Below are 24,413 nucleotides of genomic sequence, written 5' to 3' on the forward strand. Positions count from 1 at the left end.
CAGCCCAGCGAATGCTTAAGCGTATCATTTTGTTACCAGTTCCAGCGCCTGCTGTCGCGCCCACTGATCCGTTGCTAATACGCTATCAAGGCTATCAACACGGCCTTGATAGGGGCGCGACAAGACGTCGGCGACCAGTTGCCCAATGGCTGTAAAGCCGATTCGACGCTGTAGGAATGCTTCAACTGCAACCTCATTGGCAGCGTTGAGCACAACGGGTGCCATGCCACCTTGCCGCATCGCTTCACGGGCAAGCCCTAAACAGGGGAAGCGAGTTTCATCGGGGGCTTCAAAATCAAGCCGCGCCACCTGAAAAAGATCCAGTGTCTCAACCCCGGCATCAATGCGCTCCGGCCACGCTAGCCCGTAGGCGATGGGGATGCGCATATCAGGATTACCCAACTGTGCAATCACCGAACCATCTTGATACGCCGCCATGGAGTGAATCACGCTTTGAGGGTGCACCACCACCTGGATTTGTTCGGGCGTGGCATCAAACAGCCAGCAGGCTTCAATAAGCTCTAGCCCTTTATTCATCAGTGTGGCGCTATCCACCGATATTTTACGTCCCATTGACCAGTTCGGGTGAGCGCAGGCCTGTTCGGGAGTGACATTATTGATTTCCGCCTGGCTCCAGGTACGAAACGGCCCGCCAGAGGCCGTTAGCAGCAGTTGACGAACGCCGTGCTTGGCAAGTCCGCCGCGGTGCTCCGCAGGTAGACACTGGTAAATGGCATTATGTTCGGAATCAATCGGTAGTAATGTTGCGCCAGAGCGGGAAACGGCCTCCATAAACAGCGCGCCGCTCATCACCAGCGCCTCCTTATTGGCCAGTAACACGCGCTTGCCTGCTTCCGCAGCGGCTAGGGCAGGCAGTAAGCCCGCCGAGCCGACAATGGCCGCCATTACGCAGTCGACGCTGGCGTCCCGGGCAACATCGCACAGCGCCTCTGGGCCTGCGCTCACGTCAGTTGACTGCCCAGCCCGCTTAAGCTCTTGGCGCAGCCAAGCGGCATCGGCCTCATTATCCAACACGGCGACCGCAGGGCGATGCGCCAAGCACTGCGCTAGCAGAGCCTCTTTTGAGGTGTGCGCGGTCAGGGCATGCACGCAATAGCGGTCTGGGTGGCGACTAATCACATCCAGCGTGCTAGTGCCCACAGAGCCTGTCGAGCCAAGCACGGTCACACGTTGCCTATTAGCGAGTTGGCTCATAGCGGCGGCACCCGAGCAAACACCTCAACCAGTACTTCCACATAGAACAGTGCAAACAGCGGTATCGCCGCGGTGAGGCTATCAATGCGATCCAGCACACCGCCATGGCCGGGCAGCAACTGGCTCGAATCTTTGATATTACGATGGCGCTTGAGCATGCTTTCCAGTAAATCCCCCAGCACAGAGGCCAAAGTGACCACGGCGGTGATGAGTATCAGGGTAATTCCACCCACCAGGCCCAGCGGCAACCACAGCGCAAAGAGAATAGCCAGAATAGTGGTCGCCGCTAAGCCGCCGTATACGCCTTCCCATGATTTGCCAGGGCTCACGTGGGGAGCCAATTTGCGCTTGCCCCAGTGTCGCCCCACAAAGTAGGCGCCGATATCCGCGCACCAAACCAGCAGCAGCACAAACAGCAGCCAAGCCATACCGATGTCACGCAGAACGTTAAAGCCCACCCAGCAGGGCAATAGCACCCACAGGCCCATCGCCAGGCGCCGCACGGTGGACTGCCACTGCTCACCCGCCGCAGGGTAGCGGGTTACCCAGTAGAGATTCACCAGCCAACCGGCAGCAGAGAACCAAAGCGGCCATATTGAGGTGGCGGCTCCGGCCAGCCACATGACCAGCATCAACACCGCCATCACGGCCACTAGCTGAGCACGCTGTGCCGTACGGGTAACGCCCGCCAGATTGGCCCACTCCCAAGTGGCGAGTAGCACCATCAACGCCGTAAATAGCGCAAAAGCGCCGCCGTCTAAACCAAACAGGCCAGCCAGCACCAGGGGTGCTAGCCAGGCTGCGGTGATAATCCGCTGTTTAAGCACCCTGCGCCTCTATTTGTTCGTCCGTCATGCCAAAGCGACGACGGCGCTGGCAGAAGTCGTTTAATGCCGCATCAAACGCATCCGCACCGAAATCGGGCCATAGCAGCGGGGAAAAGTGCAGCTCAGCATAGGCCAACTGCCAAAGCATAAAGTTGGATAGCCGCTGCTCACCACTGGTACGTATACACAGATCCACCGGCGGCACGTCATCAGTCCCCATTGCAGTGTCGAAGCACGCTTCATCGATTTGCTCAGGCGATAACTCCCCAGCCGCCACCTGCTCGGCTAAGGTGCGCGCCGCCCGTGCGATATCCCACTGCCCCCCATAGTTGGCGGCAATCACCAGATGCATCCCTGTATTGTCCGCGGTTAACGCTTCAGCACGCTGAATATGCTTTTGGATGGCGTGGGAAAAACCCCGCTGTTCGCCAATGATCGAGAGGCGCACATTACGCTCATTGAGCTTTTTGACTTCACGCTTAAGCGCCATCAAAAACAGCTCCATCAAGGCGTTGACCTCTGCGGCCGGACGCTTCCAGTTTTCGCTGGAGAAAGCAAACAGGCTGAGGGTTTGCACCTCGCGCTCGGCGGCTCGCTGAATCACCGCACGAACGGTTTCCACCCCAGCCCGGTGCCCACGCACCCCCGAAAGCCCGCGCGCGCGCGCCCAGCGGTTATTGCCATCCATAATGATGGCAACGTGAGACGGCGGGGCCTCCCCGGCCAGAGAAGACGCGCTGGCGTCGTCCGGCTGTTTTTCAGGAAGCTGCGGTGACGTCATGGATTCTCGCACCAAAGGTCAGTCATAAAAAAACCAGCCAGAGTGTGGCAAAACGGGCAGCCAAAGCTGCCCGCGGCTGAATAAAGCACAGGTTTATACCTGCATGAGATCCTGCTCTTTTGCAGTCAGCGCTTTATCGATCTCAGCAATATACTTGTCGGTCAGCTTTTGAATCGCATCTTCGCCTTCACGCTGATCGTCTTCGGTAATCTCTTTATCTTTTAACAACGACTTGAAATCACCGTTAGCATCACGACGTACGTTACGCACGGCAACGCGAGCGTTTTCAGCTTCGCTACGCGCCTGCTTGATATAACCTTTGCGGGTCTCTTCGGTGAGCATCGGCATTGGCACACGGATCACGTTGCCTGCACTGGCCGGGTTCAAGCCAAGATCAGAGGTCATGATGGCCTTTTCGATCTTCTGCACCATGCCCTGCTCCCACGGCGCAATCGTCAGCGTGCGAGCGTCCTCAACGTTGACCGATGCCACTTGGCTAAGCGGTACCTGGCTGCCGTAATAGTCCACGGTAACGGCGTCTAAAATGCTCGGGTGAGCACGACCGGTACGAATTTTATTGAAGTTGCTATGCAGCGCCTCAACGCTTTTTTGCATGCGCGAATCGGCATCTTTCTTAATATCGTTGATCACGTCATTACCCTCTGTATATCAGCGTGCCTTCCTTGCCCCCTACGACCATATTCAGTAGGGCGCCAGGCTTATTCATATCAAATACCCGCACCGGCATATTATGGTCACGTACCAGGCAGATAGCGGTCAAATCCATAACGCCCAATTTTTGATCCAGGGCGTCGTCGTAAGAGAGCTGGTCGTACTTCACCGCATCCGGATGTTTTACCGGGTCTTTATTGTAGACGCCATCGACTTTGGTCGCCTTGATCACTACGTCGGCGTCCACCTCAATGCCGCGCAAACAAGCTGCAGAATCGGTGGTGAAGAAGGGGTTGCCTGTGCCTGCAGAGAACAGCACTACGTCCCCGGAGGTTAAGTAGCGAATGGCCGTGCGACGGTCGTAGTGCTCTACAACGCCGCTCATTGGGATAGCCGACATCACGCGCGAGCGGATATTGGAGCGCTCTAGCGCATCACGCATTGCCAGCGCATTCATTACGGTCGCCAGCATGCCCATATGGTCACCGGTGACGCGATCCATGCCAGCCTCATTGAGCGCCGCACCGCGAAACAAGTTACCACCGCCAATCACGATGCCTACCTGTACCCCAATACCGACGAGCTGGCCGATCTCCAACGCCATCCGGTCAAGCACTTTAGGGTCAATACCAAAATCGTGTTCACCCATCAGCGCTTCGCCAGAAAGCTTGAGCAAAATACGTTTGTATTTTGACTTCGAACCCTCAGCCTTGCTGGGTGCTACATGGGGGGTAGGTTCTTGAACATCACGCGACATGGCATCTCTCCTGAGGCAGACCTGTAAACAGGCAGGCGGGGCAGCCCCGCTGTATAAACCCGTTATCAGGGTCGGCTAACTAACACCGGTTATACAGGGGCCGGATACGCGAAGGCGTGCGCTCACGCGCACGCCATCTTTTTTCTGAAACCTCTGACCTCAGCGACGGCCAGCCTGTTCCATAACTTCTTTAGCGAAGTCGACTTCTTCTTTCTCGATACCTTCACCAACTTCAAAGCGTGTGAAGCTTACCACTTCGCCGCCTGCGGCTTTCACGTACTCAGCCACAGTCTGGTTCGGGTCTTTAACAAACGGCTGCTCGGTCAGGCTGTTTTCTGCCAAGTACTTTTTCAAGCGGCCCTGAACCATTTTCTCTGCGATCTGCTCCGGCTTACCGGCCATATCCGGCTGCGCCAGAATAATCGCTTTTTCCTGATCCAACTGCTCTTGGGGCATATCGGCAGGATGCGCAACCGCAGGGTTGATCGCCGCCACGTGCATTGCAACGTCTTTCGCGACTTGCGAATTGCCGCCTGTTAGCACGGTCAGAACGCCAATGCGGCCACCGTGGACGTACTCGCCTACCAGACCACCGTCAACAGCGTTCACTACGATGGCACGACGCACACCGATATTCTCACCGATTTTCTGAACCAACTGCTCGCGGGCAGTTTCCAGTTCGCCAGCCATAACGGCGGCAACATCTTCGCTTTTCGCGGTGAAGAAAGCACCGGCGATTTTGTCAGCAAACGCGATGAAGTTGTCATCACGAGCAACAAAGTCGGTCTCGGAGTTGATTTCAACCATTACGCCGTAGCTGCCGTCTTCCGCTACACGCGTAACCACTACACCTTCTGCGGCGATACGATCGGCTTTCTTCGCTGCTTTTAGGCCGGAGCTTTTGCGCAGGTTTTCAATCGCAACTTCGATATCACCGTCGGCTTCGGTGAGTGCTTTTTTACACTCCATCATGCCGAGACCGGTACGTTCGCGAAGTTCCTTGACCTGAGAGGCGCTGATAGCTGCCATGAGAATTCACCTCTGAAATGGTTCTATGAGAGTTAGACGCAACACAGAGTATAGGCATGATAAATGACCATCATGTATCACGCTGCCCTATGTCTCTCTGTATTACGGGGCCGGTATTGAGTGCCGGCAAATTCGTCCGCGCAGACAGTTCATCTGTAGCGGGAAAAAGGGGGCAAAGCCCCCTTTATCTTGATGCGGCACACCTGCTCACCGCACCCACTGCTGCGATTACTCAGCGGCAGTGTTGTCTTCAGCTGCAGCGGCCTCTTCGGTCACTTCAACAAACTCTTGAGCGTTGGCTTCTTTGGCACGGCCACACGCATCCGCAATCGCTTTTACATAGATCTGGATAGCGCGGATAGAGTCATCGTTGCCGGGAATTACGTAGTCAACGCCATCGGGGTTGGAGTTAGTATCCACCACGCCGATAACCGGGATGCCCAGCTTGTTGGCTTCGTTGATCGCGATGCGCTCGTGGTCAACGTCGATCACGAACAGTGCGTCCGGTAGGCCGCCCATGTTCTTGATACCGCCGATAGAACGCTCAAGTTTGTCCTGCTCGCGAGTCGCCATCAAGACTTCTTTCTTGGTCAGCTTCTCGAACGTGCCGTCTTCGCGCATGGTTTCAAGATCACGCAGACGCTTAATGGACTGACGGATGGTCTTGAAGTTAGTCAACATGCCGCCCAACCAGCGATGGTTGACGAAAGGCTGACCAGCACGGTTAGCTTCTTCTTTAATTACCTTGCTAGCGCTGCGCTTGGTGCCAACAAACAAAATTTTGTTGTTGGATGCCGCCATCTTCTCGACCACATCGATCGCTTCGTTCAGCGCCGGAAGGGTGTGCTCAAGGTTGATGATGTGAATCTTGTTGCGCGCACCGAAGATAAATTTGCTCATCTTCGGGTTCCAGTACTTGGTCTGGTGGCCGAAGTGAGCACCTGCTTTAAGCAGGTCACGCATATTAACGTGAGACATGGTAGAACTCCTAAAACTCGGGTTAGGCCTCCACGCACCCCATGGATCCGACCGTTGACCACGTTAGACGCTGCCAGCGGCACCCGGGACCATGTGCCGGTGCATGTGTGTTTTTAAGGCTTGATAGTAAGCATCGCGCCCGTAAGTCGAGCACGCTGCGGATTCATCGCCCTGCCCTACTGCGTACTTCCCAGCCAAGAAGCTCGGAATCACGATTGCAGGAAAGCGCGCGGCTTTATACCATAGATCATTGCCAAGATGAAGTCGCACCCCGTTTGACGGTCTTAAATTGCGCCATTCAATTTTCCATTCTGCATTCATATCGAGCATTCATGAACGTTCCTATCAAGACGCCTTCTGAAATCGAACACATGCGCGAAGCCGGGCGCCAAGCGGCTAGCGTGATTGAAATGATCACCCCCCATATCCAGGCAGGCATTAGCACGGGGGAAATTGACCGTCTCTGCCATGAGTATATTGTTAACGAGCTAGGCTCGACCCCTGCACCGCTGAATTACCATGGTTTTCCCAAGGCGACCTGCACGTCGATCAACCATGTGGTGTGCCACGGCATCCCCGACGACGCCAAGAAGCTCAAAAATGGCGATATCATGAACCTGGATATCACCGTTAAGACCACCGACGGCTATCACGGCGACTCCAGCGTGATGTTCGTAGTGGGTGAGACGATTCAGGGCGAACGGCTGTGTCGCATTACTCAGGAATGCCTGTATAAAAGCATCGAGCTGGTGAGGCCTGGCGTACGCCTCTCGGAGCTTGCCCGCGTGATTCAAAAACATGCCGAAAGCAACGGCTACTCCGTCGTTCGCGACTTCTGTGGCCACGGCATCGGCGCCGAATTCCACGAAGAGCCGCAGTTTTTACACTACGACGGCTACGCACCGGATGCCGACATTAAGCTCGCCGCAGGCATGTGCTTTACCATCGAGCCGATGATTAACGTCGGCGGGTATAAAACCAAGGTGCTACGCGATGGCTGGACCGCCGTCACTAAAGACCGCAGCCTTTCAGCGCAGTGGGAACATACGCTGCTGGTGACCGAGGGCGGCGTTGAAGTGCTGACCGCGCGTGGCGATGAAGACTTCAGTTTTCTAACCAACTGATGCTATTACACCACCACCGGTTTGAGCCGGACACCACGCTTTACGACCTGGATCTTTTCCGCACTGAGCTTGCCGGTTCACGCTCGCCGGTGGCACCCTTCAAGGCCGCGCTGCGCGAGCTACAGGCGCGCCTGGACGACCAGTTTCGCGCCGGTGCAGACATTCGCGACCTTGTGCGCGGCCGCGCCTGGTACCTGGATCAGTTGCTGGCGATTGCCTGGGCACAGCATGAGTGGCCCGACGATGGTATTGCACTGGTGGCGGTAGGCGGCTATGGCCGTGGTGAGCTACACCCCCACTCGGATATCGATCTGCTGCTGCTACTGGAGCAGGACGATGACACCGCCTATCGTGAACCGCTGACCGCCTTTATCACCTTCTTGTGGGATATTGGCCTGGAAATTGGTCATAGCGTTCGCTCGCTTAGCGACTGCGAGCGGGAAGCCGAAGCGGATGTCACGGTGATTACCAACCTACTCGAATCTCGCCTGATTGCGGGGCCAGAAAGCCTGCGCGAAGCGATGCGCGAACGCCTCAGCGCCGAACATATTTGGCCCGCCGACCGCTTTTTTGAAGCCAAGTGGCAGGAGCAGATTTCCCGCCACTACCGCTATAACAACTCCGAGTACCACTTAGAGCCGAACCTCAAAAGCTCCCCCGGCGGGCTGCGCGACATCCAGATGATCGGCTGGGTGGCCAAGCGCCACTTCGGTACCGAACAGTACACCGATATCGTCGCCAACGGCTTTATGAACGACGCCGAACTGCGCATTTTAAGCCAGGGGCAGGCGTTCTTGTGGCAGGTGCGCTATGCCCTGCATATGCTTACCGACCGCGCCGAAGACCGCCTGCTGTTTGACCACCAGCGCACCATCGCCGAAATGTTTGGCTTTCGCGATACGCCGGAACGTCTGGCGGTTGAGCAGTTCATGAAGCGCTATTACCGGCACGTCACCGCGCTGGCGGGACTCAACGATATGCTGCTGCAGCACTTTGACGAGGTCATCCTGCGCGGCAAAGAAGCGCTGGAAACCGTCAAACTCAACGAGCGCTTTGAAACCAAAGGCGGCTATATCCAGGTTCGCTCGCGGACACTTTTCCGTGAACGCCCCGCGGCGATGCTGGAGCTATTCCTACTGATGGCCAAGCACCCCGAAATCGAAGGAGTGCGTGCCGATACCATCCGACTAATTCGCGATCATCGCCACCAGATTGACGACCACTACCGGGAAGACCCGCGCCACCAGCGGCTCTTTATGGCTATTCTGCGCGCCCCCGGCAATGTGCCCCGCCAGTTGCGGCGCATGAACCGCTACGGGATTCTGGGCAAATACCTGCCCGAATTTGGCCGCGCCATAGGGCTGATGCAGCACGACCTTTTCCACATTTACACGGTCGATGCCCACACCCTGCTGCTGCTCAAATTTCTGCACAATTTTCGCAAACCGGAAGCGAAGGGTGACTTTCCAGTGGCGGTGGCATTGATGCAGCAGTTGCCCAAGCTCGACCTGTTGTGGATCGCCGGGCTGTTTCACGACATTGGCAAGGGCCGCGGCGGCGACCACTCGGAAATCGGCGCCCGGGACGTTGAGCATTTTTGTCAGCGCCACCACGTCTCGCCCCACGACACGAACCTGGTCAGTTGGCTGGTTGAGCACCATCTATTGATGTCGATGACGGCGCAAAAGCGCGATATCAGCGACCCCGACGTGATTCGTGATTTTGCCTTGATCGTGCGTAACGAAACGCGCCTGGACTACCTTTACGTGCTCACCGTGGCCGACATCAATGCCACTAACCCCACGCTGTGGAACGGTTGGCGGGCGTCGCTGCTGCGCCAGCTGTACGCCGAAACCAAGCGTGCCCTGCGCCGCGGCCTGAATAATCCGCCCGACCGCGACGACTGGGTGCGGGAAACGCGCACCGAAGCACGCTCTTTGCTGCAAACCATCGGCGTTAATCGTGAGCAAATCGATCATCTTTGGGAATCGCTAGGGGAAGACTACTTCCTGCAGTACGCCCCCAGCGAAATCGTTTGGCAGACCCAGGGCATTCTCAATCACAACCAGTCGCCGCTGCCGTTGGTGTTGATCAGCGCACCTACTGCGGACATGTCCGAAGGCGGCACCAAAGTGTTTATCCACACCCGTTCGGTGGACGACCTTTTCGCTGCTACCGCCGCTGCCATGGAGCAGTTGGGGCTCTCGATTCACGATGCGCGCATTGCGACCTCCCACAACGATTGGACGCTCAACACCTTTATTGTGCTCGACAGCCATGGTCAGCCCATACGTGACCCAGGCCACATCGAAGAGATGCGCCGACACCTGGTGGAAGAGCTTGATGACCCTGATGACTACCCGGATATCGTCACCCGCCACACGCCGCGCCAGCTCAAGCATTTCAAGGTACCCACGGAGGTGCTGATTGAGCAGGATCCGGCCAATGAGCGCACGCTGCTGGAGCTAACGGCTCCCGACCGCCCTGGCCTGCTGGCCCGGGTGGGGCGGATTTTTATGGAGCAGGATATCTCGCTTTCCGCGGCAAAAATCGCCACCCTCGGCGAGCGGGTAGAAGACGTTTTTTTCATCACCACCAAAGCAGGCGAACCACTGACCGACCCAGAGCGCCAGCAGCAGCTGCGCGAACGTCTGATTGAGGTGCTGGGAGTTTGAAGTTTGAGCCTGCACCTGGGCTTGCCTATAATCGACGGTTTACGCCGCCAGCCACCAACGGACACATCATGAACGCCGACCTCGACGCCCTGCATCCTTACCCGTTTGAAAAGCTGGCCGCGCTGAAGGCCGCATTAACGCCCCCAGCTGACTTGGCGCATATTCCGCTGACCATTGGCGAACCCCAGCACGCGCCCTTTCCTGCGGCGCTTGAAGCGCTGGTGGCGCACCAGCTGGAAATGGCCCGTTATCCCGCGACCAATGGCCTGCCAGCGCTCCGCCAAACCATCGCCAACTGGGCAAGCCAACGCTTTCAACTGCGCGAACTCGACAGCGAACGGCACGTGGTGCCCGTTAACGGCACTCGGGAAGCGATTTTTGCCTTTGTGCAGGCGGCGTTGGATCGCACCCGCCCGGCGAAAGTCGCGGTGCCCAATCCGTTTTATCAAATCTACGAAGGTGCGACGCTGCTGGCAGGCGGTGAGCCGCTCTATTTAGACTGTACCGCTGAGAACAATTTTCGACCTGACGTTAACGCCGTGCCCGCCGCGACGTGGCGCGACGTGCAAATCGTCTTTATCTGCTCGCCGGGCAACCCCACCGGCGCGGTCACGTCCCTTGATGAATTTAAGCAGCTGATTGCCCTCGCCGACGAACACGACTTTATTATCGCCTCGGACGAGTGTTACTCGGAGCTCTACCTTGACGAAACAGCCCCACCACCGGGGTTGCTGCAAGCCTGCGCCGAGCTGGGCCGTGATGATTACCGGCGCTGCGTGGTGTTTCACTCGCTCTCCAAGCGCTCCAACTTGCCGGGCCTGCGCTCGGGCTTTGTGGCGGGGGATGCGGCACTGCTCACACCGTTTAAGCGCTACCGCACTTACCATGGCTGTGCCATGTCGCTGCCGTTGCAGCACGCCTCTATCGCCGCCTGGCAGGATGAGCAGCACGTACGCGCCAACCGCGACGCCTACCGCGAAAAATTTAGCGCGGTCACCCAGGTGCTTGCCTCAGTCATGGATTTTCCCGCGCCACAAGCTAGCTTTTACCTATGGCCTGCGGTGCCCGGTGGCGACGATATCGCCTTCACGCAGAGGCTGTTTGCCGAACAGCACGTTAGCGTACTGCCCGGCAGCCTAATGGGACGCAGGGGTGAAAATGGCGTTAACCCCGGCGCAGGGCGTTTGCGCCTAGCGCTGGTGGCTGAGCTAGCGCCCACCCTTGAAGCCGCCCAACGAATTCGCCATCTCATCGAGCGCGGTTAACTTATTCCACATTCTCTGGTTCAACATTCTCAGGAGGTCGTATGCTGACGCTGTATATCATCGATAACTGCGATACCTGCCGCAAAGCGCGTAAAGCGTTAGATGAGAAAGCGCTGCTGTATAAAACCCACGATCTGCGCAAAGATGGTCTATCTGCTGCGCTACTAGAACACATTTTACATCGCGTGCCGCTTGTGGAAGTCATTAACAAACGCAGCAAAACCTGGCGCGAACTTTCCGATGAGGAAAAAGATTACGACGCCAACTCGGCCCGCCAGCTACTGATGAAATACCCCACACTGCTGAAGCGGCCGCTGCTCGAAGTAGACGACTCCACTATCTTAGTCGGCTACCGCGAGGGCGATTACGACAAGCTCGGCTAAGTACTCAAGTGGCTAAGTGCTTCAGCAACTAGATACTTGAGAAACTAAGCACTTAAGCAACTAGGCACCTTGGCTTTGCCTGCTTTTCTTCACTATTTATCACTACAGGACACCTTCTTATGCTGAGCTTTGCGCTTGGAATCGGCACCCAAAACACCCAGGGCGACTGGCTGGAAATCTACTACCCGGCGCCGCTGCTCAACCCACCCGCCAGCCTGGTGGAAGCCGCCAAACAAGCTCTGGATGCCCCCCAAGGCAACGCCGCCATCAGCTTTTTGCCCGAAGACTGCACACGCCTGGCTAAAGCGTTAGAAGCCGCGGGGCACTCCGCCCAGGCAGAGCTTGCCGAAGCGCTCTCTGCCAGCCAGCGCCCCCTGGTCGCGATGTTCCTGGAGAGCGACGAAGCGCCACAAACCGCGCCAGAGGTGTATTTAAAGCTGCATCTGCTGTCCCACCGCTTGGTCAAACCTCACGGTCTTGATCTCACCGGCATGTTTGGCCTTCTGCGCAATATTGCCTGGACCAACGAAGGCGCCATCGACATTGAAGAGCTGCCTACGCGCCGCTTGAAGGCACGTATGGCGGGCCGCGCGCTGTCCGTCGACTGTGTCGATAAATTCCCCAAAATGACTGACTACGTGGTGCCTACCGGTATCCGCATTGCCGACACCGCCCGCGTACGTCTGGGCGCTTACCTAGGCGAAGGCACTACCGTCATGCACGAAGGCTTTGTCAACTTCAATGCGGGCGCCGAAGGCCCCGGCATGATCGAAGGTCGCATCTCAGCCGGCGTGATGGTCGGCAAAGGCTCCGACTTGGGCGGCGGCTGCTCCACCATGGGCACTCTCTCTGGCGGTGGCAATATCGTCATTAAGGTCGGGGAAGGCTGCTTGATCGGCGCCAACGCAGGCATCGGCATTCCCCTGGGTGACCGCTGCACGGTAGAAGCAGGGCTGTATATCACCGCTGGCTCCAAAGTGACCTTACTGGATGATCAGGGCCAGGAAGTGAACACCGTTGCCGCCCGCGAGCTGGCCGGGCAAGACGATCAGCTATGGCGCCGCAACTCCCAGAATGGCCGCATTGAGTGCTTGACCAATAAAAGTGCTATCGCCCTGAACGAGGCGCTGCATGCCCACAACTGAATCTGAAGGACTGTCGCCGACGCTCACGCTCGCCTTTGAGCTGCTCAGCCGGGCCTCGGTAACGCCGGACGACGAGGGCTGCCAGGAACTCATGATCGAGCGCTTAGCAGCGCTCGGTTTTCATATTGAGCGGCTACCGTTTGGCGACGTAAAGAATTTCTGGGCGGTTCGCGGCCATCACGGCCCGGTGGTGGCCTTTGCCGGCCACACCGACGTGGTGCCCAGCGGCCCCTATACCAACTGGCAGTACCCACCGTTTGAGCCCTGCATTGATGATGACGGCATGCTGTGCGGACGTGGCGCGGCGGATATGAAAGGCAGCTTGGCCTCAATGCTGACCGCCGTTGAGCGCTTTGTGGCCAACCACCCGAATCACGATGGCCGTATTGCCTTTCTGATTACCTCCGATGAAGAGGGCCCGGCAGTCGACGGCACTCGCGCGGTGGTCGAGCACCTGCGCGAGCGTAATGAACGGCTCGACTACTGCATTGTCGGCGAACCATCCTCGACCACGCGCCTGGGCGATGTGATCAAAAACGGTCGTCGCGGCTCACTGGGCGCCACGCTGCACATTAAAGGCGTGCAGGGTCACGTGGCCTATCCGCATTTAGCGCGCAATCCCATCCACCAGGCCATGCCAGCGCTGGATGCGCTGGTCAACGAGCACTGGGACGCGGGCAACGACTTTTTTCCCGCCACCAGCTTTCAGATTTCCAATCTGCGCGCAGGCACCGGGGCGACCAACGTGATCCCCGGCGACGTGGAAGTGGTGTTTAACTTTCGCTTCTCCACCGAGGTGACCTCTGATGAGCTCAAAGCGCGCACGGAAACCATTCTCGACCAGCATGGATTGGAATATCAGATAGACTGGACGCTCAACGGCGAGCCGTTTTTAACCGCGGAAGGCGCGCTGGTTGACGCCGCCATTAAAGGCGTTGAAGCGGTGACCGGCGAGCGCCCGGCGCTCTCTACCAGCGGCGGCACCTCGGATGGCCGCTTTATCGCCACCCTTGGCGCTCAAGTGGTCGAGCTAGGCCCGCTCAACGACACCATCCACAAGGTCAATGAGCGCGTTCGCGCCAGCGATCTGGACGACTTAAGCCGGATTTACGAAGCGACGCTGCAAGCGCTACTCTTCTCCGGTGAGGTAAACCTATGATGGAGCGTTACCCCGATATAGAGATTTACCTAGCCAGCGTGTCGCTTGATGCGCTCAATGAGTGGTTGAAAAGTGCACTAATCGCGCCACCGCTGAGCCCCGCAGGCAAAGGTAAATGGCAAACCCGCGGCCAATACCAGGGTGACTGCGTGCCGGTATTGCTGGTAGACAAAGCCGCTGATGGCTTTGCCAGCCTATGGTTTGATAGCAACCACACGCCGTGGATGACCGACCAAGAGTGTGCCCAACAGGCCGCGGAAGCGTTGCAAACCGAAATACGTTGCTCACTGGGTGGCTGGCACCCCGGTGATGACCCTGACCGCTTCTGGCAAGTGTTGCCCGGTGGCAAAGAAGGGGCAATAGAGTGGCCCGATTCAGGGCGTTAATCGAGCGCTTTAAACGTAAACGACCCCGCCGAAGCGGGGTCGTTACTATCCAACGATCAATTTAACTAGCCGTTGGGCTCACTCAATAATACTGACATCGTCGGCCTGCAAACCACGCTCATTTTTAATCACGTGATAACGCACGATTTGGCCTTCTGCCAACATACGCGGGCCACGACCACGAATGGCACGGAAGTGTACAAACACATCTTCGCCATTATCGCGGGTAATAAAACCGTAGCCTTTGTTGGTATTGAACCACTTTACTTCACCCTCTTCGCGGCCATCGTTAGGATCGATGATGTCTTCCTCCTCATCATCGTCCAACGGTGCAGCCGCTTGGGGTTGGCGCGTTGCTGGCTTGGGACGAACCACAGCATCGGACGCCACCACGATCGAGGGCGCAAAAGCGGCAGACGCTAATGTGCCAATACACAGAACAATAAAACTACCTATCGCAACGGCGATATAGACACCGCTAACTCCACTGATTGCCAACTCGGCCATCCACAGCTCGGCGAGGGCACTATCGGTTAAATGAACAATCCCCGCCAGCAAAAGTGGCGTGGGGGCGGCAAGTAATACACTGATTAAGAAACAGCGAAACACAACTTTTGGGTTCATAGAAAAAAAAAGCTCTCTTGTTGTATGGGTAACAGACGAAGGACAATACCCGCACTATCAGGCCCATTCCCAATAGCACCGGCATACTACTACATAAGGCTGCAATGTTATCATGACACATGAATTATCGCCTGTTGACCTAGCTCAACGTCTTGAATCTTTAGAGAGTCGCATAGCCCATCAAGAGCATTGGCTGGATACCCTGGATCAAGCGGTGGTACAACAGGTGCGCCGCCTGGAGAAACTGGAGCAGCTCAGCGGCCTAATGCGCGAACGCCTGCGTGAGCAGCACCAGGCACTCCAGGCAAGCGAACCCCAGGGCGGCCAGCGCCCCGAGGATGAACTTCCGCCCCACTACTGAACTAACGCCAGCCCCGGATGCGACTAATTAATTAGCCGCCGACAGCTAGCTTTCAACAGTTTAGCTGCCAACAACGCTCGCAGGGTCGATACTTTCCAGCCCAAAGGCATCCGCTACGGCCTGGTAGGTGACTTGCCCCGCGTGCACGTTAAGGCCCGGGAGAAAGTGTGGGTCGTCATGCAGCGCCTGCTGCCAGCCCTTATCTGCCAGGGCGAGTACAAAGGGCAACGTGGCGTTGGTCAGCCCCTGGGTGGACGTACGCGCTACCGCGCCGGGCATATTGGCCACACAGTAGTGCACCACCCCATCGACGATATAGGTCGGTTCGGCATGGGTGGTGGGCTTGCTGGTTTCAAAACAGCCGCCCTGATCGATGGCAACATCGACCAGTACACTGCCAGGCTTCATATCAGCCAGCATACTGCGAGTGATTAGTTTTGGCGCAGCGGCGCCGGGCACCAGCACCGCGCCAATGATCATGTCAGACTCACGGGTGGCCGTTTCCAGCGCGTCTGCGGTGGAGTAAACGGTTTTAATGCGCCCCTGGTAACGGTCATCCAGCACTTCAAGCCGCGCTAACGACTTATCCAGAATGGTAACTTCCGCGCCTAACCCTAACGCCATGCGGGCAGCGTTTTCGCCTACCACGCCACCCCCAATCACGGTTACCTTACCTGGCGCCACACCCGGCACACCGGGCAGCAGCACGCCCGCACCGCCCTGGGCCTTCTCCAGGCTATGGGCCCCAGCCTGCACCGCCATTCGTCCCGCTACGGTGCTCATAGGCGCCAGCAGCGGTAGGCCACCGCGGGCATCGGTAATGGTTTCGTAGGCGATACAGGTGGCACCGCTCTCCATCAGCCCACGGGTAAGGGGCTCTTCGGCGGCCAGGTGCAGATAGGTGAACAGTGTATGCTGTGGGGCGAGTCGCGCTACCTCGTCCGGCTGCGGCTCTTTCACCTTGAGGATTAACTCAGCGTTGCGCCACAAAGTGTCCACATCTGCTTCTATGTGCGCACCGGCGGCTTGGAAATCAGCATCGCTAAAGCCTGCACCTTCACCGGCTCCGGCCTGAATGCTCACCTGATGGCCGCGCCCGGCTAATTCCCGTGCGCCGGTAGGGGTTAAGGCCACGCGATACTCGTGATTTTTGATCTCTTTGGGGACAGCAATTTTCATTGGATTTTTCCTGTGCTTTTAAAGGTCAGTCATGTTGTTAAGCAAATTACAGCACAGCTAACGTTGACCACCACCCCAGAAACAAAAAACAAAAAAAACGCCGGTTAAGGCGTTTTTTAGGAGAAAAATCTAGCGATTGCCGGTTCTACACGAAAAAATCCACTTCGTTCTACGTCACTCCACAATAACTGCGCCGCCGTAGATACGCCGATACTCCTCGGGCAGGCGCTTGGGCCGCCCTGTTGAAAGCGCCACGCAGGCAAAGCGTGTACGGGCGTAAAGCAACGTTTTAGCGTCTTTGACTCGCACCAGCTGAAAACGGCGGGTCAAACTAAAGCGCTCGTCACAATCGACAATCCAGGTAGCCAGCTGTAGCTCATCACCTGCAAAGGCAGGCGCCAGGTAATCCAGCTCGTGGCGGTGAACCACCATGGCCCGATCAAGCTCTCGGTAACGCTCAAGAGAGAGGCCGAGCGCGACCGAGTGAGCCCAGCTAATCTGCTCAACCCAGCGCAGGTATTCACTGTTGTTGACGTGCTGATAAGCATCGATCGCCTCATCGGCCACGCGGATATCGATCACAAAAGGATCGGGCAGCGCCCACTCCATCGGCTAACTCCTGTGTACCTTTACTCCCCTACACGCTGACTTCTCTGAACTCTAGCTACCTGAACTAGTCGCGGAACACACGCACACCCAGCGCCTTCAGGTAAGACGTTTCAGGGATAGCCGGATGCACCGGGTGATCAGGCCCTTGGTGGCCTTGGAAAATCACCTGCCCGTGACGATCCTGGTGGCGAACCGCACCACGCACTACGTCCATTAGCCGCTCGGGCGCCAGGTGCATGGAGCAGGACGCAGACAACAGCAGACCATCGCGACCCAGCAGGCGCATGGCCTCGCGGTTCAAGCGGGCGTAGGCACGCTCACCGTTGGGAATGTCCTTGCGCTTTTTGATAAACGCTGGCGGGTCAAGAATGACCACGTCAAACTCCTCGCCCTCTGCCTTCAACGCTGCTAACGCTTCAAATGCATCTCCCTCACTAACCGCTACCTTCTCCTGCACGCCATTCAGCTCGGCGTTGCGCGCCACTTGAGCCAGCGCCGGGCCTGAAGAGTCCAGGCACATCACCTCTTTCGCGCCATGAACAGCCGCCTGCACGCCCCAACCGCCTACGTAGCTGAATACGTCCAGCACGCGCTTACCTTCCACATTGCGATTGATCCACTCGCGATTAACCCGGTGATCAAAGAACCAGCCGGTCTTCTGACCGTTCAGCACCGGCACCACAAAGCGAGCGCCGTTCTCTTCGAGCACCACTTCGTCAGGCAGCGTGCCTTTGATGACGTCAACGTGGGCCTCAAGACCTTCCTGACGACGGCCGCCAGTATCGTTACGGAAGACGATCACCTCCGGTTTGATGACTTTTTCCAGCGCATCGACAATCTCATCCGCCAGCGCCTGCATACCCGCGGTATTGAGTTGCACGACGAGGACATCACCAAAACGATCGATCACCAAACCTGGCAACAGGTCGCCTTCGCCGTGGATCAAGCGGTAGAACGGCTGCGCATAAAGGCGCTGACGCAGTGCCAACGCTTGATTAAAGCGGTGTACAAACAGCGAACGATCCAAGCGCATCTCGGGGTCACGAGACATTATCCGGGCAGCAATTAACGAATGAGGGTTTACATACGCGACGGCCATTACTTTGCCATTGGAGGCTTCTACCAGTGCGGTTTCGCCTGCCGCAAAGTTTTTCAGCGGCGTCTCTTTGATATCCACCTCATTGGAGTAGATCCAAAGATGGCCCGCTTTAAGACGGCGGTCGGCATTTTTATTCAGGCGCAGGCGTTGGGTCACAGCAATCTCCAAAAATTTTGTCTTTAAAACCTTGCCTTAAAAACCTGTGTCTTAAAACCTGGGCTTAAAAACCCGTGTTTTAAAAACTCAGACAAGGCAAAAGATGAGGCAAAGCAATACTTAAATAAAACAGTAGCACTGATAGGTAGCCATTAGCGCTGGCAGCCGGGGCAGAACACACTAGCACGCTGGCCAAGCGTAATGCGCCGAAGCTCAGCGCCACAGCGCAAACAGGGTTGGCCGTGGCGGCCATAAACATTAAGGCGTTGGGCAAAGTAGCCGGGCTCACCCTGGCCACTGACAAAGTCCCGCAGCGTGGTGCCACCTTGGGTAATTGCCGCCGCCAGCACTTCTTTCACGGCCAGGGCCAAGGCGTCATAGCGAGCACGGGAAACTCTTCCCGCCGCGCGGCGGGGATCAATGCCGGCCATAAATAGCGCCTCTGCCGCGTAGATATTCCCGGCACCAACAACCACCTGGTTATCCATCAGAAACGGTTTTACTGCCACGCGCTTGTTACGCGAGAGCGTGTAGAGCCATTTGCCGTTAAACGCATCAGACAGCGGCTCAGGGCCCAAGTGAGCAAGCCGTTTATCCTGCGCTGCGTCTGCGACCTGCCAATCCACAAAGCCAAACCGACGGGGATCGTGATAGCGCAGCACATAGCCGCTGGCAGTCACCACGTCCACGTGGTCATGCTTTTTAGGCAAATCCCCCACCCGGGCAATCCGCAGACTGCCCGACATACCCAAGTGCCAGAGCAGCGTCGCGCTAGCGTCACCTTCAAGCGCGCCGCCAGCCTGGATAGGAATCTGCAGGTATTTTGCCCGCCGCATCAACACCCCAATGCGCGCACCTACCAACCGCTCGGCCAGATCATCGGGCACAGGCACACGCAGCCGCGGCTGACGCACCAGCACTTCGGTGACTTCCTGGCCTTCAATATAGGGAGCAATCCCGCGTCGGGTGGTTTCAACTTCAGGAAGTTCGGGCATATTTAGACATCGTACCTGCCTGTAGTGACAGCCTAATGAAGGTGGTTTAGCGAAGCATGCGACACACGAAAGACATGCATGCAAAAACCCGGCTTGAGGCCGGGTTTTTGAACAGGCGCTCGCCTGCAGTGGAAGCCGATCAACATCGCAAAAGCGATTACTTGATCTTCGCTTCCTTGTAGATCACGTGCTTACGGATGACCGGGTCGAATTTCTTGAATTCGAATTTATCCGGAGTGTTCCGCTTGTTCTTATCAGTGGTGTAGAAGTGGCCTGTACCGGCACTGGACACCAACTTGATTTTATCGCGCATGGTTTAACTCTCCCAAAATGCTTGGCCCAAAATACCTGGCCCAAAGGGCTTTGTATAATAAAGCTGGCTTAGATAGCGTCGCCACGCTTACGAATAGCAACCAAAACTGTGTCGATACCTTTCTTGTCGATGATGCGCATTCCTTTAGTGGAAACGCGCAGCTTGACGAAGCGGTTCTCAGACTCAACCCAAAAACGATGGGTGTGCAGGTTCGGCAAGAAACGACGACGTGTCTTACGCTGGGAGTGTGAAACGTTATTTCCAGTTACCGGACGCTTGCCGGTAACCTGACATACTTTGGACATTAGAGCCTCCAACTGCTTGGCCAGGATATAATAACCTGAGTGTTCAAAACTGTCGGGCAAACCGGAGCAGGGAAGGTGTCGACGCCGTTAACCGCCAAGCTTTATCCAAATCCGTTATTCAACCCAAGTTTAAAGGTGGCACTTTATACCAGAGCACCCGACTTACAGCAAGCAAAACCCACAAAAAAGGCTGGAAAAGCACTTTTTTGCTCATTTTACTTAATCAAAACGGCATAGAACAGTGCATTCTTATACTGCTTATAGCCAGCCGCGCTCGGCAAAAGAGATCACTTCTCCATCCCCCACCACGAAATGATCCAGCACGCGCACGTCAAAAAGTACCAGCGCCTCTTTGAGGCGTTCCGTGATACGTCGATCAGCATCGCTTGGCTCTGCCACACCAGAAGGGTGGTTATGCGCCAGGATAACGGCGCCAGCGCTCAGCTCTAATGCGCGCTTGGCAACTTCGCGGGGGTAAACGGATGCGCTGTCTAGGGTACCGCGAAACAGCGATTCATAGCGAATAATTCGGTGCTGAGTATCCAAAAAAAGCACCGCAAACTCCTCATGCCCTAAATGGCGTAGCTGCGAACTCAGGTAGTGGCGCACCAAGGCAGGTGATGTCAGCGCATTGCCCCGCGCCAACTGGCTGGCTAAATGGCGCCGCGACAGCTCAAGCGTCGCCTGGAGCTGAGCGTACTTGGCGCTACCTAACCCACGGGCAGCACAGAAGCTTTCCTGATCGGCCTCTAGCAGTTGGCGCAAACCACCGAAACTGCTGAGTAAATCCCGCGCTAAATCGACCGCCGAACGACCCTGTACGCCAACACGCAAAAAAATTGCCAGCAACTCGGCATCTGAGAGCGCCTGGGCGCCAGTATTTAATAGCTTTTCCCGGGGCCGCTCACCTTCCGGCCAGTGATTAATTCCCATCGCACCTCACCCGCGCTGCCCATCTTTGTCGATCGAAGCCAGCCTCAACACGCATAGCTTTACAGCCATAAGCCTCATTAAACCTAGCTTAACCTTGTTTGTGCTCAATATGCCAAATTGTTGGTGCCAATGGTATGGTAAGCCTCCTTACGAACGCGGATATGGATCACTGACCATGGCCTCTGCTGTTAACTCGACAAGCGCGTCGACGCTCGCCGGCAAACGCGTACTGCTCGGCGTTAGTGCGGGTATCGCTGCCTACAAAAGCGCGTTGCTTGTGCGCCTGCTCAAGCAGGTGGGCTGCGAGGTGCGCGTGGTGATGACCGACGGGGCCCAGGCCTTTATTACCCCGCTCACGCTGCAGGCGCTCTCCGGCGAGCCTGTGCGCACCTCTTTACTCGACCCCGAAGCCGAGGCGGGCATGGGCCATATTGAGCTGGCCCGCTGGGCGGATATAGTGCTGATCGCTCCGGCGACTGCCGACCTTATCGCTCGTTTGGTGCACGGTATGGCCGACGACCTGCTCACTACGCTCTGCCTGGCCTCAGAAGCGCCCAAACTGATTGCCCCGGCGATGAACCAGGCTATGTGGCGCCACCCCGCCACCCAGCGTAACGTAGCGCAGCTTGAGCATGACGGTTGGCAGCTCATAGGCCCCGCCGCCGGTGACCAGGCCTGTGGCGATGTGGGGCCAGGCCGCATGAGCGAGCCTGAAGAGATTTTTAGCGCGGTTACGGCGCTGTTTGCTGCCCCTATCACCACAGCGCCTCACTCACATGCACCCCATATTGTGATCACCGCTGGCCCTACCCGTGAGCCACTGGATCCCGTGCGCTACATCTCCAATCACAGCTCGGGGAAAATGGGCTTTTCCCTGGCCGTAGCCGCGGTAGCTGAAGGGGCCAAGGTGACGCTGATCAGTGGGCCGGTTGACCTACCCACTCCCCAGGGCGTGACGCGAATTGACGTTGAGTCAGCCGAGCAGATGCACGCTGAAGCTCAGCGGCTAGCGCCTCAAGCGGCGCTGTTTATCGGCTGCGCGGCTGTCGCCGACTATCGCGCGGCAGCCCCTGCCGAGCATAAGCTCAAAAAGCAGGATGATAGCGACACACTCACCCTGACCCTGGTTAAAAATCCCGATATCATCGCCGGCGTCGCGGCACTGCCCGCCAAACAGCGCCCGCTGGTGATCGGCTTTGCCGCCGAAACCCAGGAGGTTGAGCGTTACGCACGGGATAAATTACAGCGCAAAGGGCTGGATATGATCGTCGCCAACGACGTCTCCCAGGCTGGCCTGGGCTTTGGCAGCGACCAGAACGCCGCCTGGATACTCTGGCGCACCCCTCAAGGCGTCGAGAGCCGCTCAGAAGTTGCACAGCCGAAGACACAGCTGGCCACCACCATCATCCGTCAAGCGCTCGCCCTACTACCCACAACAGCCGCTACGAAAACATCTGGAGAATCCCCATGAGTGCCCGCCCCCGCCTGCAGTGCAAAGTATTAGATGAGCGTTTGCACGACTACCTCCCTGCCTACGCGACAGCTGGCTCGGCGGGAATGGATCTGCGCGCCCTGCTGGATGAGCCGTTAATATTAGCGCCCGGCGATTGCCAGCTCGTACGCACCGGCCTTGCCATCTATATTGAAGATCCGGGTTTGGCAGGCATGATCCTACCGCGCTCCGGTTTGGGGCATAAACATGGCATCGTGCTAGGCAATTTAGTGGGTTTAATCGACTCAGATTACCAGGGCGAACTAATGATTTCGGTCTGGAACCGTGGTCAGAGCTCGTTTACGCTAACCCCCTTCGATCGGCTGGCACAGTACGTGCTTGTGCCTGTGGTACAGGCCGAACTCTCCTTGGTGGACGCGTTTGAAGACTCCTCAAGGGGCGGCGCCGGGTTTGGCAGTACGGGCAGTCAGTAACGAGTGGTCGCGCCTGTTTAGGAACCCTTTTAAGGAAACGTCTATTTAGCTGGGAAGCCCTATGAACGCACAGTCTGTACCCGCTTCGATTTTTCGCGCCTACGATATTCGCGGTATCGTTGACGACACGCTCACTGAAGAGACGGTAGAAATGATCGGGCGTGCTGTCGGCTCTGAGGCCGCCGCGCGGGGCGAATCCAGCGTGGTAGTCGCCCGCGACGGTCGCCTTTCAGGCGCTCGGCTGCAGGCAGCGCTGATGCGTGGCCTGAACGCCGCAGGGCGCGATGTGATCGATATCGGCATGGTGCCCACCCCGGTGCTCTACTTCGCCACTCACATACTGGAAGGCACCCAATCAGGCGTAATGGTCACCGGTAGCCACAATCCGCCTGACTATAACGGCTTTAAAATTGTGCTGAGCGGCGAAACGCTCTCTGGTGATGCGATTACAGCCCTGTTTGAACGTATCCAGTCCGGCAACCTAGACAGTAGCTTAGACAATGCTCAAGGCAGTATCACCCAGCAGGATGTTCGTGAACGCTATTTAACGCGCATTCTAGGCGACGTTAAGATCAACCGACCGATAAAAGCCGTGGTCGACTGCGGCAACGGCGTTGCCGGGGAACTCGGTCCGCAGCTGCTGGCACGGTTAGGTATTGAGACCATCCCGCTGTTTGCGGAAATTGACGGCCATTTCCCCAATCACCACCCTGATCCGGGCAAGCCGGAAAATGTCCAGGATCTGATCCGCAAAGTGCACGAAACCGGGGCCGACATTGGCCTTGCTTTCGATGGTGATGGCGACCGTCTGGGCGTTGTCACACCCACTGGCAAGCTGATTTATCCCGACCACCTGCTGATGGTGTTTGCCACCGATATGCTCGCGCGCCAACCTGGGGCCAAGGTTATTTTCGATATTAAGTGCACTGGCAACTTGGTCAAAGTGATCAGCAAGGCCGGCGGCGAACCGGAAATGTGGCGTACCGGGCACTCGATGATCAAGGCGCGTATGCAGGAAACCGGCGCTCAGCTTGGTGGCGAGATGAGTGGGCATATTTTTTTCCAAGAGCGCTGGTATGGTTTTGACGATGGCCTCTACGCCGCCGCTCGGCTGGTAGAGATTCTCGCCAATCAAGCCGACGACGCCGATACTTTTTTTGCCAACTTCCCTCAAGACGTTGCCACACCGGAAATTAATATAGCGGTTACCGACGATAACAAATTTTCTCTGGTGGATAAGCTTGCTCGCGAGGGCGACTTCGGCGAAGGTATAAAAACAACTTTGGACGGCATTCGCGTTGACTACCAGGATGGCTGGGGGCTGTGCCGCCCCTCGAACACCACGCCTGCACTGGTCATGCGCTTTGAAGGGAAAGACGAGGCCGCGCTAGCACGCATCAAAGCAATTTTTAACGACGCGCTTCGGCGCGTCGCGCCAGACATTGAGCTCCCCCAGTAGACAGATAGCTCTTTAAATAGCTCGGGGCTGGAGGGATCGCGACCACCTAGAAAGCGCG

General features: G+C 57.1%; 27 protein-coding genes. 11 read left to right on the forward strand and 16 right to left on the reverse strand.

Going from position 1 to position 24,413, the window contains the following annotated elements:
- Positions 1-24: 24 nt before the first annotated feature.
- From ispC to HZS52_RS01445, 8 genes are all read right to left on the reverse strand, one after another.
- Complete coding sequence (gene ispC / locus HZS52_RS01410) at positions 25-1,215, reverse strand: 1-deoxy-D-xylulose-5-phosphate reductoisomerase (protein WP_022520192.1); 1,191 nt, start codon at positions 1,213-1,215, stop codon at positions 25-27.
- Positions 1,212-2,042, reverse strand: a complete 831-nt coding sequence (locus tag HZS52_RS01415) for a phosphatidate cytidylyltransferase (RefSeq protein WP_009288631.1) — start codon at positions 2,040-2,042, stop codon at positions 1,212-1,214. Before HZS52_RS01415 ends, ispC begins: the two co-directional genes overlap by 4 nt.
- Complete coding sequence (gene uppS, locus HZS52_RS01420) at positions 2,035-2,823, reverse strand: polyprenyl diphosphate synthase (protein WP_022520193.1); 789 nt, start codon at positions 2,821-2,823, stop codon at positions 2,035-2,037. Before uppS ends, HZS52_RS01415 begins: the two co-directional genes overlap by 8 nt.
- Positions 2,824-2,916: 93 nt before the next feature.
- Positions 2,917-3,474, reverse strand: coding sequence for a ribosome recycling factor (gene frr / locus HZS52_RS01425; protein ID WP_009288629.1), 558 nt, complete (start codon positions 3,472-3,474; stop codon positions 2,917-2,919).
- A gap of 4 nt (positions 3,475-3,478) precedes the next feature.
- Positions 3,479-4,252: a UMP kinase gene (gene pyrH / locus HZS52_RS01430; protein ID WP_007111718.1), complete on the reverse strand. Its 774-nt coding sequence runs from the start codon at positions 4,250-4,252 to the stop codon at positions 3,479-3,481.
- 159 nt (positions 4,253-4,411) lie between these two features.
- Positions 4,412-5,281 (reverse strand): translation elongation factor Ts, encoded by an 870-nt coding sequence (gene tsf / locus HZS52_RS01435; RefSeq protein ID WP_009288628.1) that lies wholly within the window; start codon positions 5,279-5,281, stop codon positions 4,412-4,414.
- Positions 5,282-5,509: 228 nt separating this feature from the next.
- Positions 5,510-6,259, reverse strand: coding sequence for a 30S ribosomal protein S2 (gene rpsB / locus HZS52_RS01440; RefSeq protein ID WP_009288627.1), 750 nt, complete (start codon positions 6,257-6,259; stop codon positions 5,510-5,512).
- A gap of 63 nt (positions 6,260-6,322) precedes the next feature.
- The gene (locus HZS52_RS01445) at positions 6,323-6,589 is read right to left on the reverse strand and encodes a hypothetical protein (protein WP_027957764.1); all 267 of its coding nucleotides are present in this window, start codon (positions 6,587-6,589) and stop codon (positions 6,323-6,325) included.
- Positions 6,590-6,591: 2 nt separating this feature from the next.
- On the opposite strand from HZS52_RS01445, the gene map reads away from it, so the two are divergent.
- From map to HZS52_RS01480, 7 genes are all read left to right on the forward strand, one after another.
- The gene (gene map, locus HZS52_RS01450) at positions 6,592-7,383 is read left to right on the forward strand and encodes a type I methionyl aminopeptidase (RefSeq protein ID WP_022520194.1); all 792 of its coding nucleotides are present in this window, start codon (positions 6,592-6,594) and stop codon (positions 7,381-7,383) included.
- A complete protein-coding gene (locus tag HZS52_RS01455) occupies positions 7,383-10,058 on the forward strand; it encodes a [protein-PII] uridylyltransferase (protein WP_022520195.1) in 2,676 nt (891 codons plus the stop codon). Before map ends, HZS52_RS01455 begins: the two co-directional genes overlap by 1 nt.
- Positions 10,059-10,126: 68 nt before the next feature.
- Entirely contained in the window at positions 10,127-11,323 is a 1,197-nt protein-coding gene (gene dapC / locus HZS52_RS01460; RefSeq protein WP_190374853.1) for a succinyldiaminopimelate transaminase, read from the forward strand.
- A gap of 41 nt (positions 11,324-11,364) precedes the next feature.
- Entirely contained in the window at positions 11,365-11,706 is a 342-nt protein-coding gene (locus tag HZS52_RS01465; protein ID WP_022520197.1) for a Spx/MgsR family RNA polymerase-binding regulatory protein, read from the forward strand.
- A 119-nt stretch (positions 11,707-11,825) separates the two neighbouring features.
- Positions 11,826-12,851, forward strand: coding sequence for a 2,3,4,5-tetrahydropyridine-2,6-dicarboxylate N-succinyltransferase (gene dapD / locus HZS52_RS01470; RefSeq protein ID WP_009288624.1), 1,026 nt, complete (start codon positions 11,826-11,828; stop codon positions 12,849-12,851).
- Positions 12,838-14,010: a succinyl-diaminopimelate desuccinylase gene (gene dapE, locus HZS52_RS01475; RefSeq protein ID WP_190374048.1), complete on the forward strand. Its 1,173-nt coding sequence runs from the start codon at positions 12,838-12,840 to the stop codon at positions 14,008-14,010. Before dapD ends, dapE begins: the two co-directional genes overlap by 14 nt.
- Positions 14,007-14,396 (forward strand): hypothetical protein, encoded by a 390-nt coding sequence (locus tag HZS52_RS01480; protein ID WP_009288622.1) that lies wholly within the window; start codon positions 14,007-14,009, stop codon positions 14,394-14,396. The genes dapE and HZS52_RS01480 overlap by 4 nt, the downstream gene beginning before the upstream one ends.
- A gap of 78 nt (positions 14,397-14,474) precedes the next feature.
- On the opposite strand, the gene HZS52_RS24685 is transcribed toward HZS52_RS01480, so the two are convergent.
- Positions 14,475-15,020: a cold-shock protein gene (locus HZS52_RS24685; RefSeq protein ID WP_022520199.1), complete on the reverse strand. Its 546-nt coding sequence runs from the start codon at positions 15,018-15,020 to the stop codon at positions 14,475-14,477.
- Between the two features lie 112 nt (positions 15,021-15,132).
- Between HZS52_RS24685 and HZS52_RS01490 the strand changes: the two genes are divergently transcribed.
- The gene (locus HZS52_RS01490) at positions 15,133-15,381 is read left to right on the forward strand and encodes a SlyX family protein (protein WP_190374049.1); all 249 of its coding nucleotides are present in this window, start codon (positions 15,133-15,135) and stop codon (positions 15,379-15,381) included.
- Positions 15,382-15,441: 60 nt separating this feature from the next.
- On the opposite strand, the gene ald is transcribed toward HZS52_RS01490, so the two are convergent.
- From ald to radC, 7 genes are all read right to left on the reverse strand, one after another.
- Entirely contained in the window at positions 15,442-16,560 is a 1,119-nt protein-coding gene (ald, locus tag HZS52_RS01495; RefSeq protein ID WP_009288621.1) for an alanine dehydrogenase, read from the reverse strand.
- A gap of 174 nt (positions 16,561-16,734) precedes the next feature.
- Positions 16,735-17,169 carry an acyl-CoA thioesterase gene (locus HZS52_RS01500; RefSeq protein WP_009288620.1) on the reverse strand — a complete coding sequence of 145 codons (435 nt, stop codon included), beginning with the start codon at positions 17,167-17,169 and terminating at the stop codon, positions 16,735-16,737.
- Between the two features lie 64 nt (positions 17,170-17,233).
- Positions 17,234-18,424: a class I SAM-dependent rRNA methyltransferase gene (locus HZS52_RS01505; protein ID WP_039860875.1), complete on the reverse strand. Its 1,191-nt coding sequence runs from the start codon at positions 18,422-18,424 to the stop codon at positions 17,234-17,236.
- A gap of 152 nt (positions 18,425-18,576) precedes the next feature.
- A complete protein-coding gene (mutM, locus tag HZS52_RS01510; RefSeq protein WP_039860873.1) occupies positions 18,577-19,419 on the reverse strand; it encodes a bifunctional DNA-formamidopyrimidine glycosylase/DNA-(apurinic or apyrimidinic site) lyase in 843 nt (280 codons plus the stop codon).
- A gap of 157 nt (positions 19,420-19,576) precedes the next feature.
- Positions 19,577-19,732, reverse strand: coding sequence for a 50S ribosomal protein L33 (gene rpmG / locus HZS52_RS01515; protein ID WP_022520204.1), 156 nt, complete (start codon positions 19,730-19,732; stop codon positions 19,577-19,579).
- Positions 19,733-19,800: 68 nt separating this feature from the next.
- Entirely contained in the window at positions 19,801-20,037 is a 237-nt protein-coding gene (rpmB, locus tag HZS52_RS01520) for a 50S ribosomal protein L28 (protein WP_022520205.1), read from the reverse strand.
- A gap of 258 nt (positions 20,038-20,295) precedes the next feature.
- Positions 20,296-20,970, reverse strand: coding sequence for a RadC family protein (gene radC / locus HZS52_RS01525; protein WP_009288617.1), 675 nt, complete (start codon positions 20,968-20,970; stop codon positions 20,296-20,298).
- A 175-nt stretch (positions 20,971-21,145) separates the two neighbouring features.
- Between radC and coaBC the strand changes: the two genes are divergently transcribed.
- The 3 genes from coaBC (at position 21,146) to HZS52_RS01540 (ending at position 24,355) form a co-directional block, all read left to right on the forward strand.
- Positions 21,146-22,441, forward strand: a complete 1,296-nt coding sequence (gene coaBC, locus HZS52_RS01530) for a bifunctional phosphopantothenoylcysteine decarboxylase/phosphopantothenate--cysteine ligase CoaBC (RefSeq protein ID WP_190374050.1) — start codon at positions 21,146-21,148, stop codon at positions 22,439-22,441.
- On the forward strand, positions 22,438-22,896 hold the full coding sequence (gene dut, locus HZS52_RS01535) for a dUTP diphosphatase (RefSeq protein ID WP_009288616.1): 459 nt from the start codon (positions 22,438-22,440) through the stop codon (positions 22,894-22,896). Before coaBC ends, dut begins: the two co-directional genes overlap by 4 nt.
- Before the next feature lie 61 nt (positions 22,897-22,957).
- On the forward strand, positions 22,958-24,355 hold the full coding sequence (locus HZS52_RS01540; protein ID WP_009288615.1) for a phosphomannomutase/phosphoglucomutase: 1,398 nt from the start codon (positions 22,958-22,960) through the stop codon (positions 24,353-24,355).
- Positions 24,356-24,413: the final 58 nt, after the last annotated feature.

This window comes from Vreelandella titanicae, from assembly GCF_014697095.1.
GTDB lineage: Bacteria > Pseudomonadota > Gammaproteobacteria > Pseudomonadales > Halomonadaceae > Vreelandella > Vreelandella titanicae.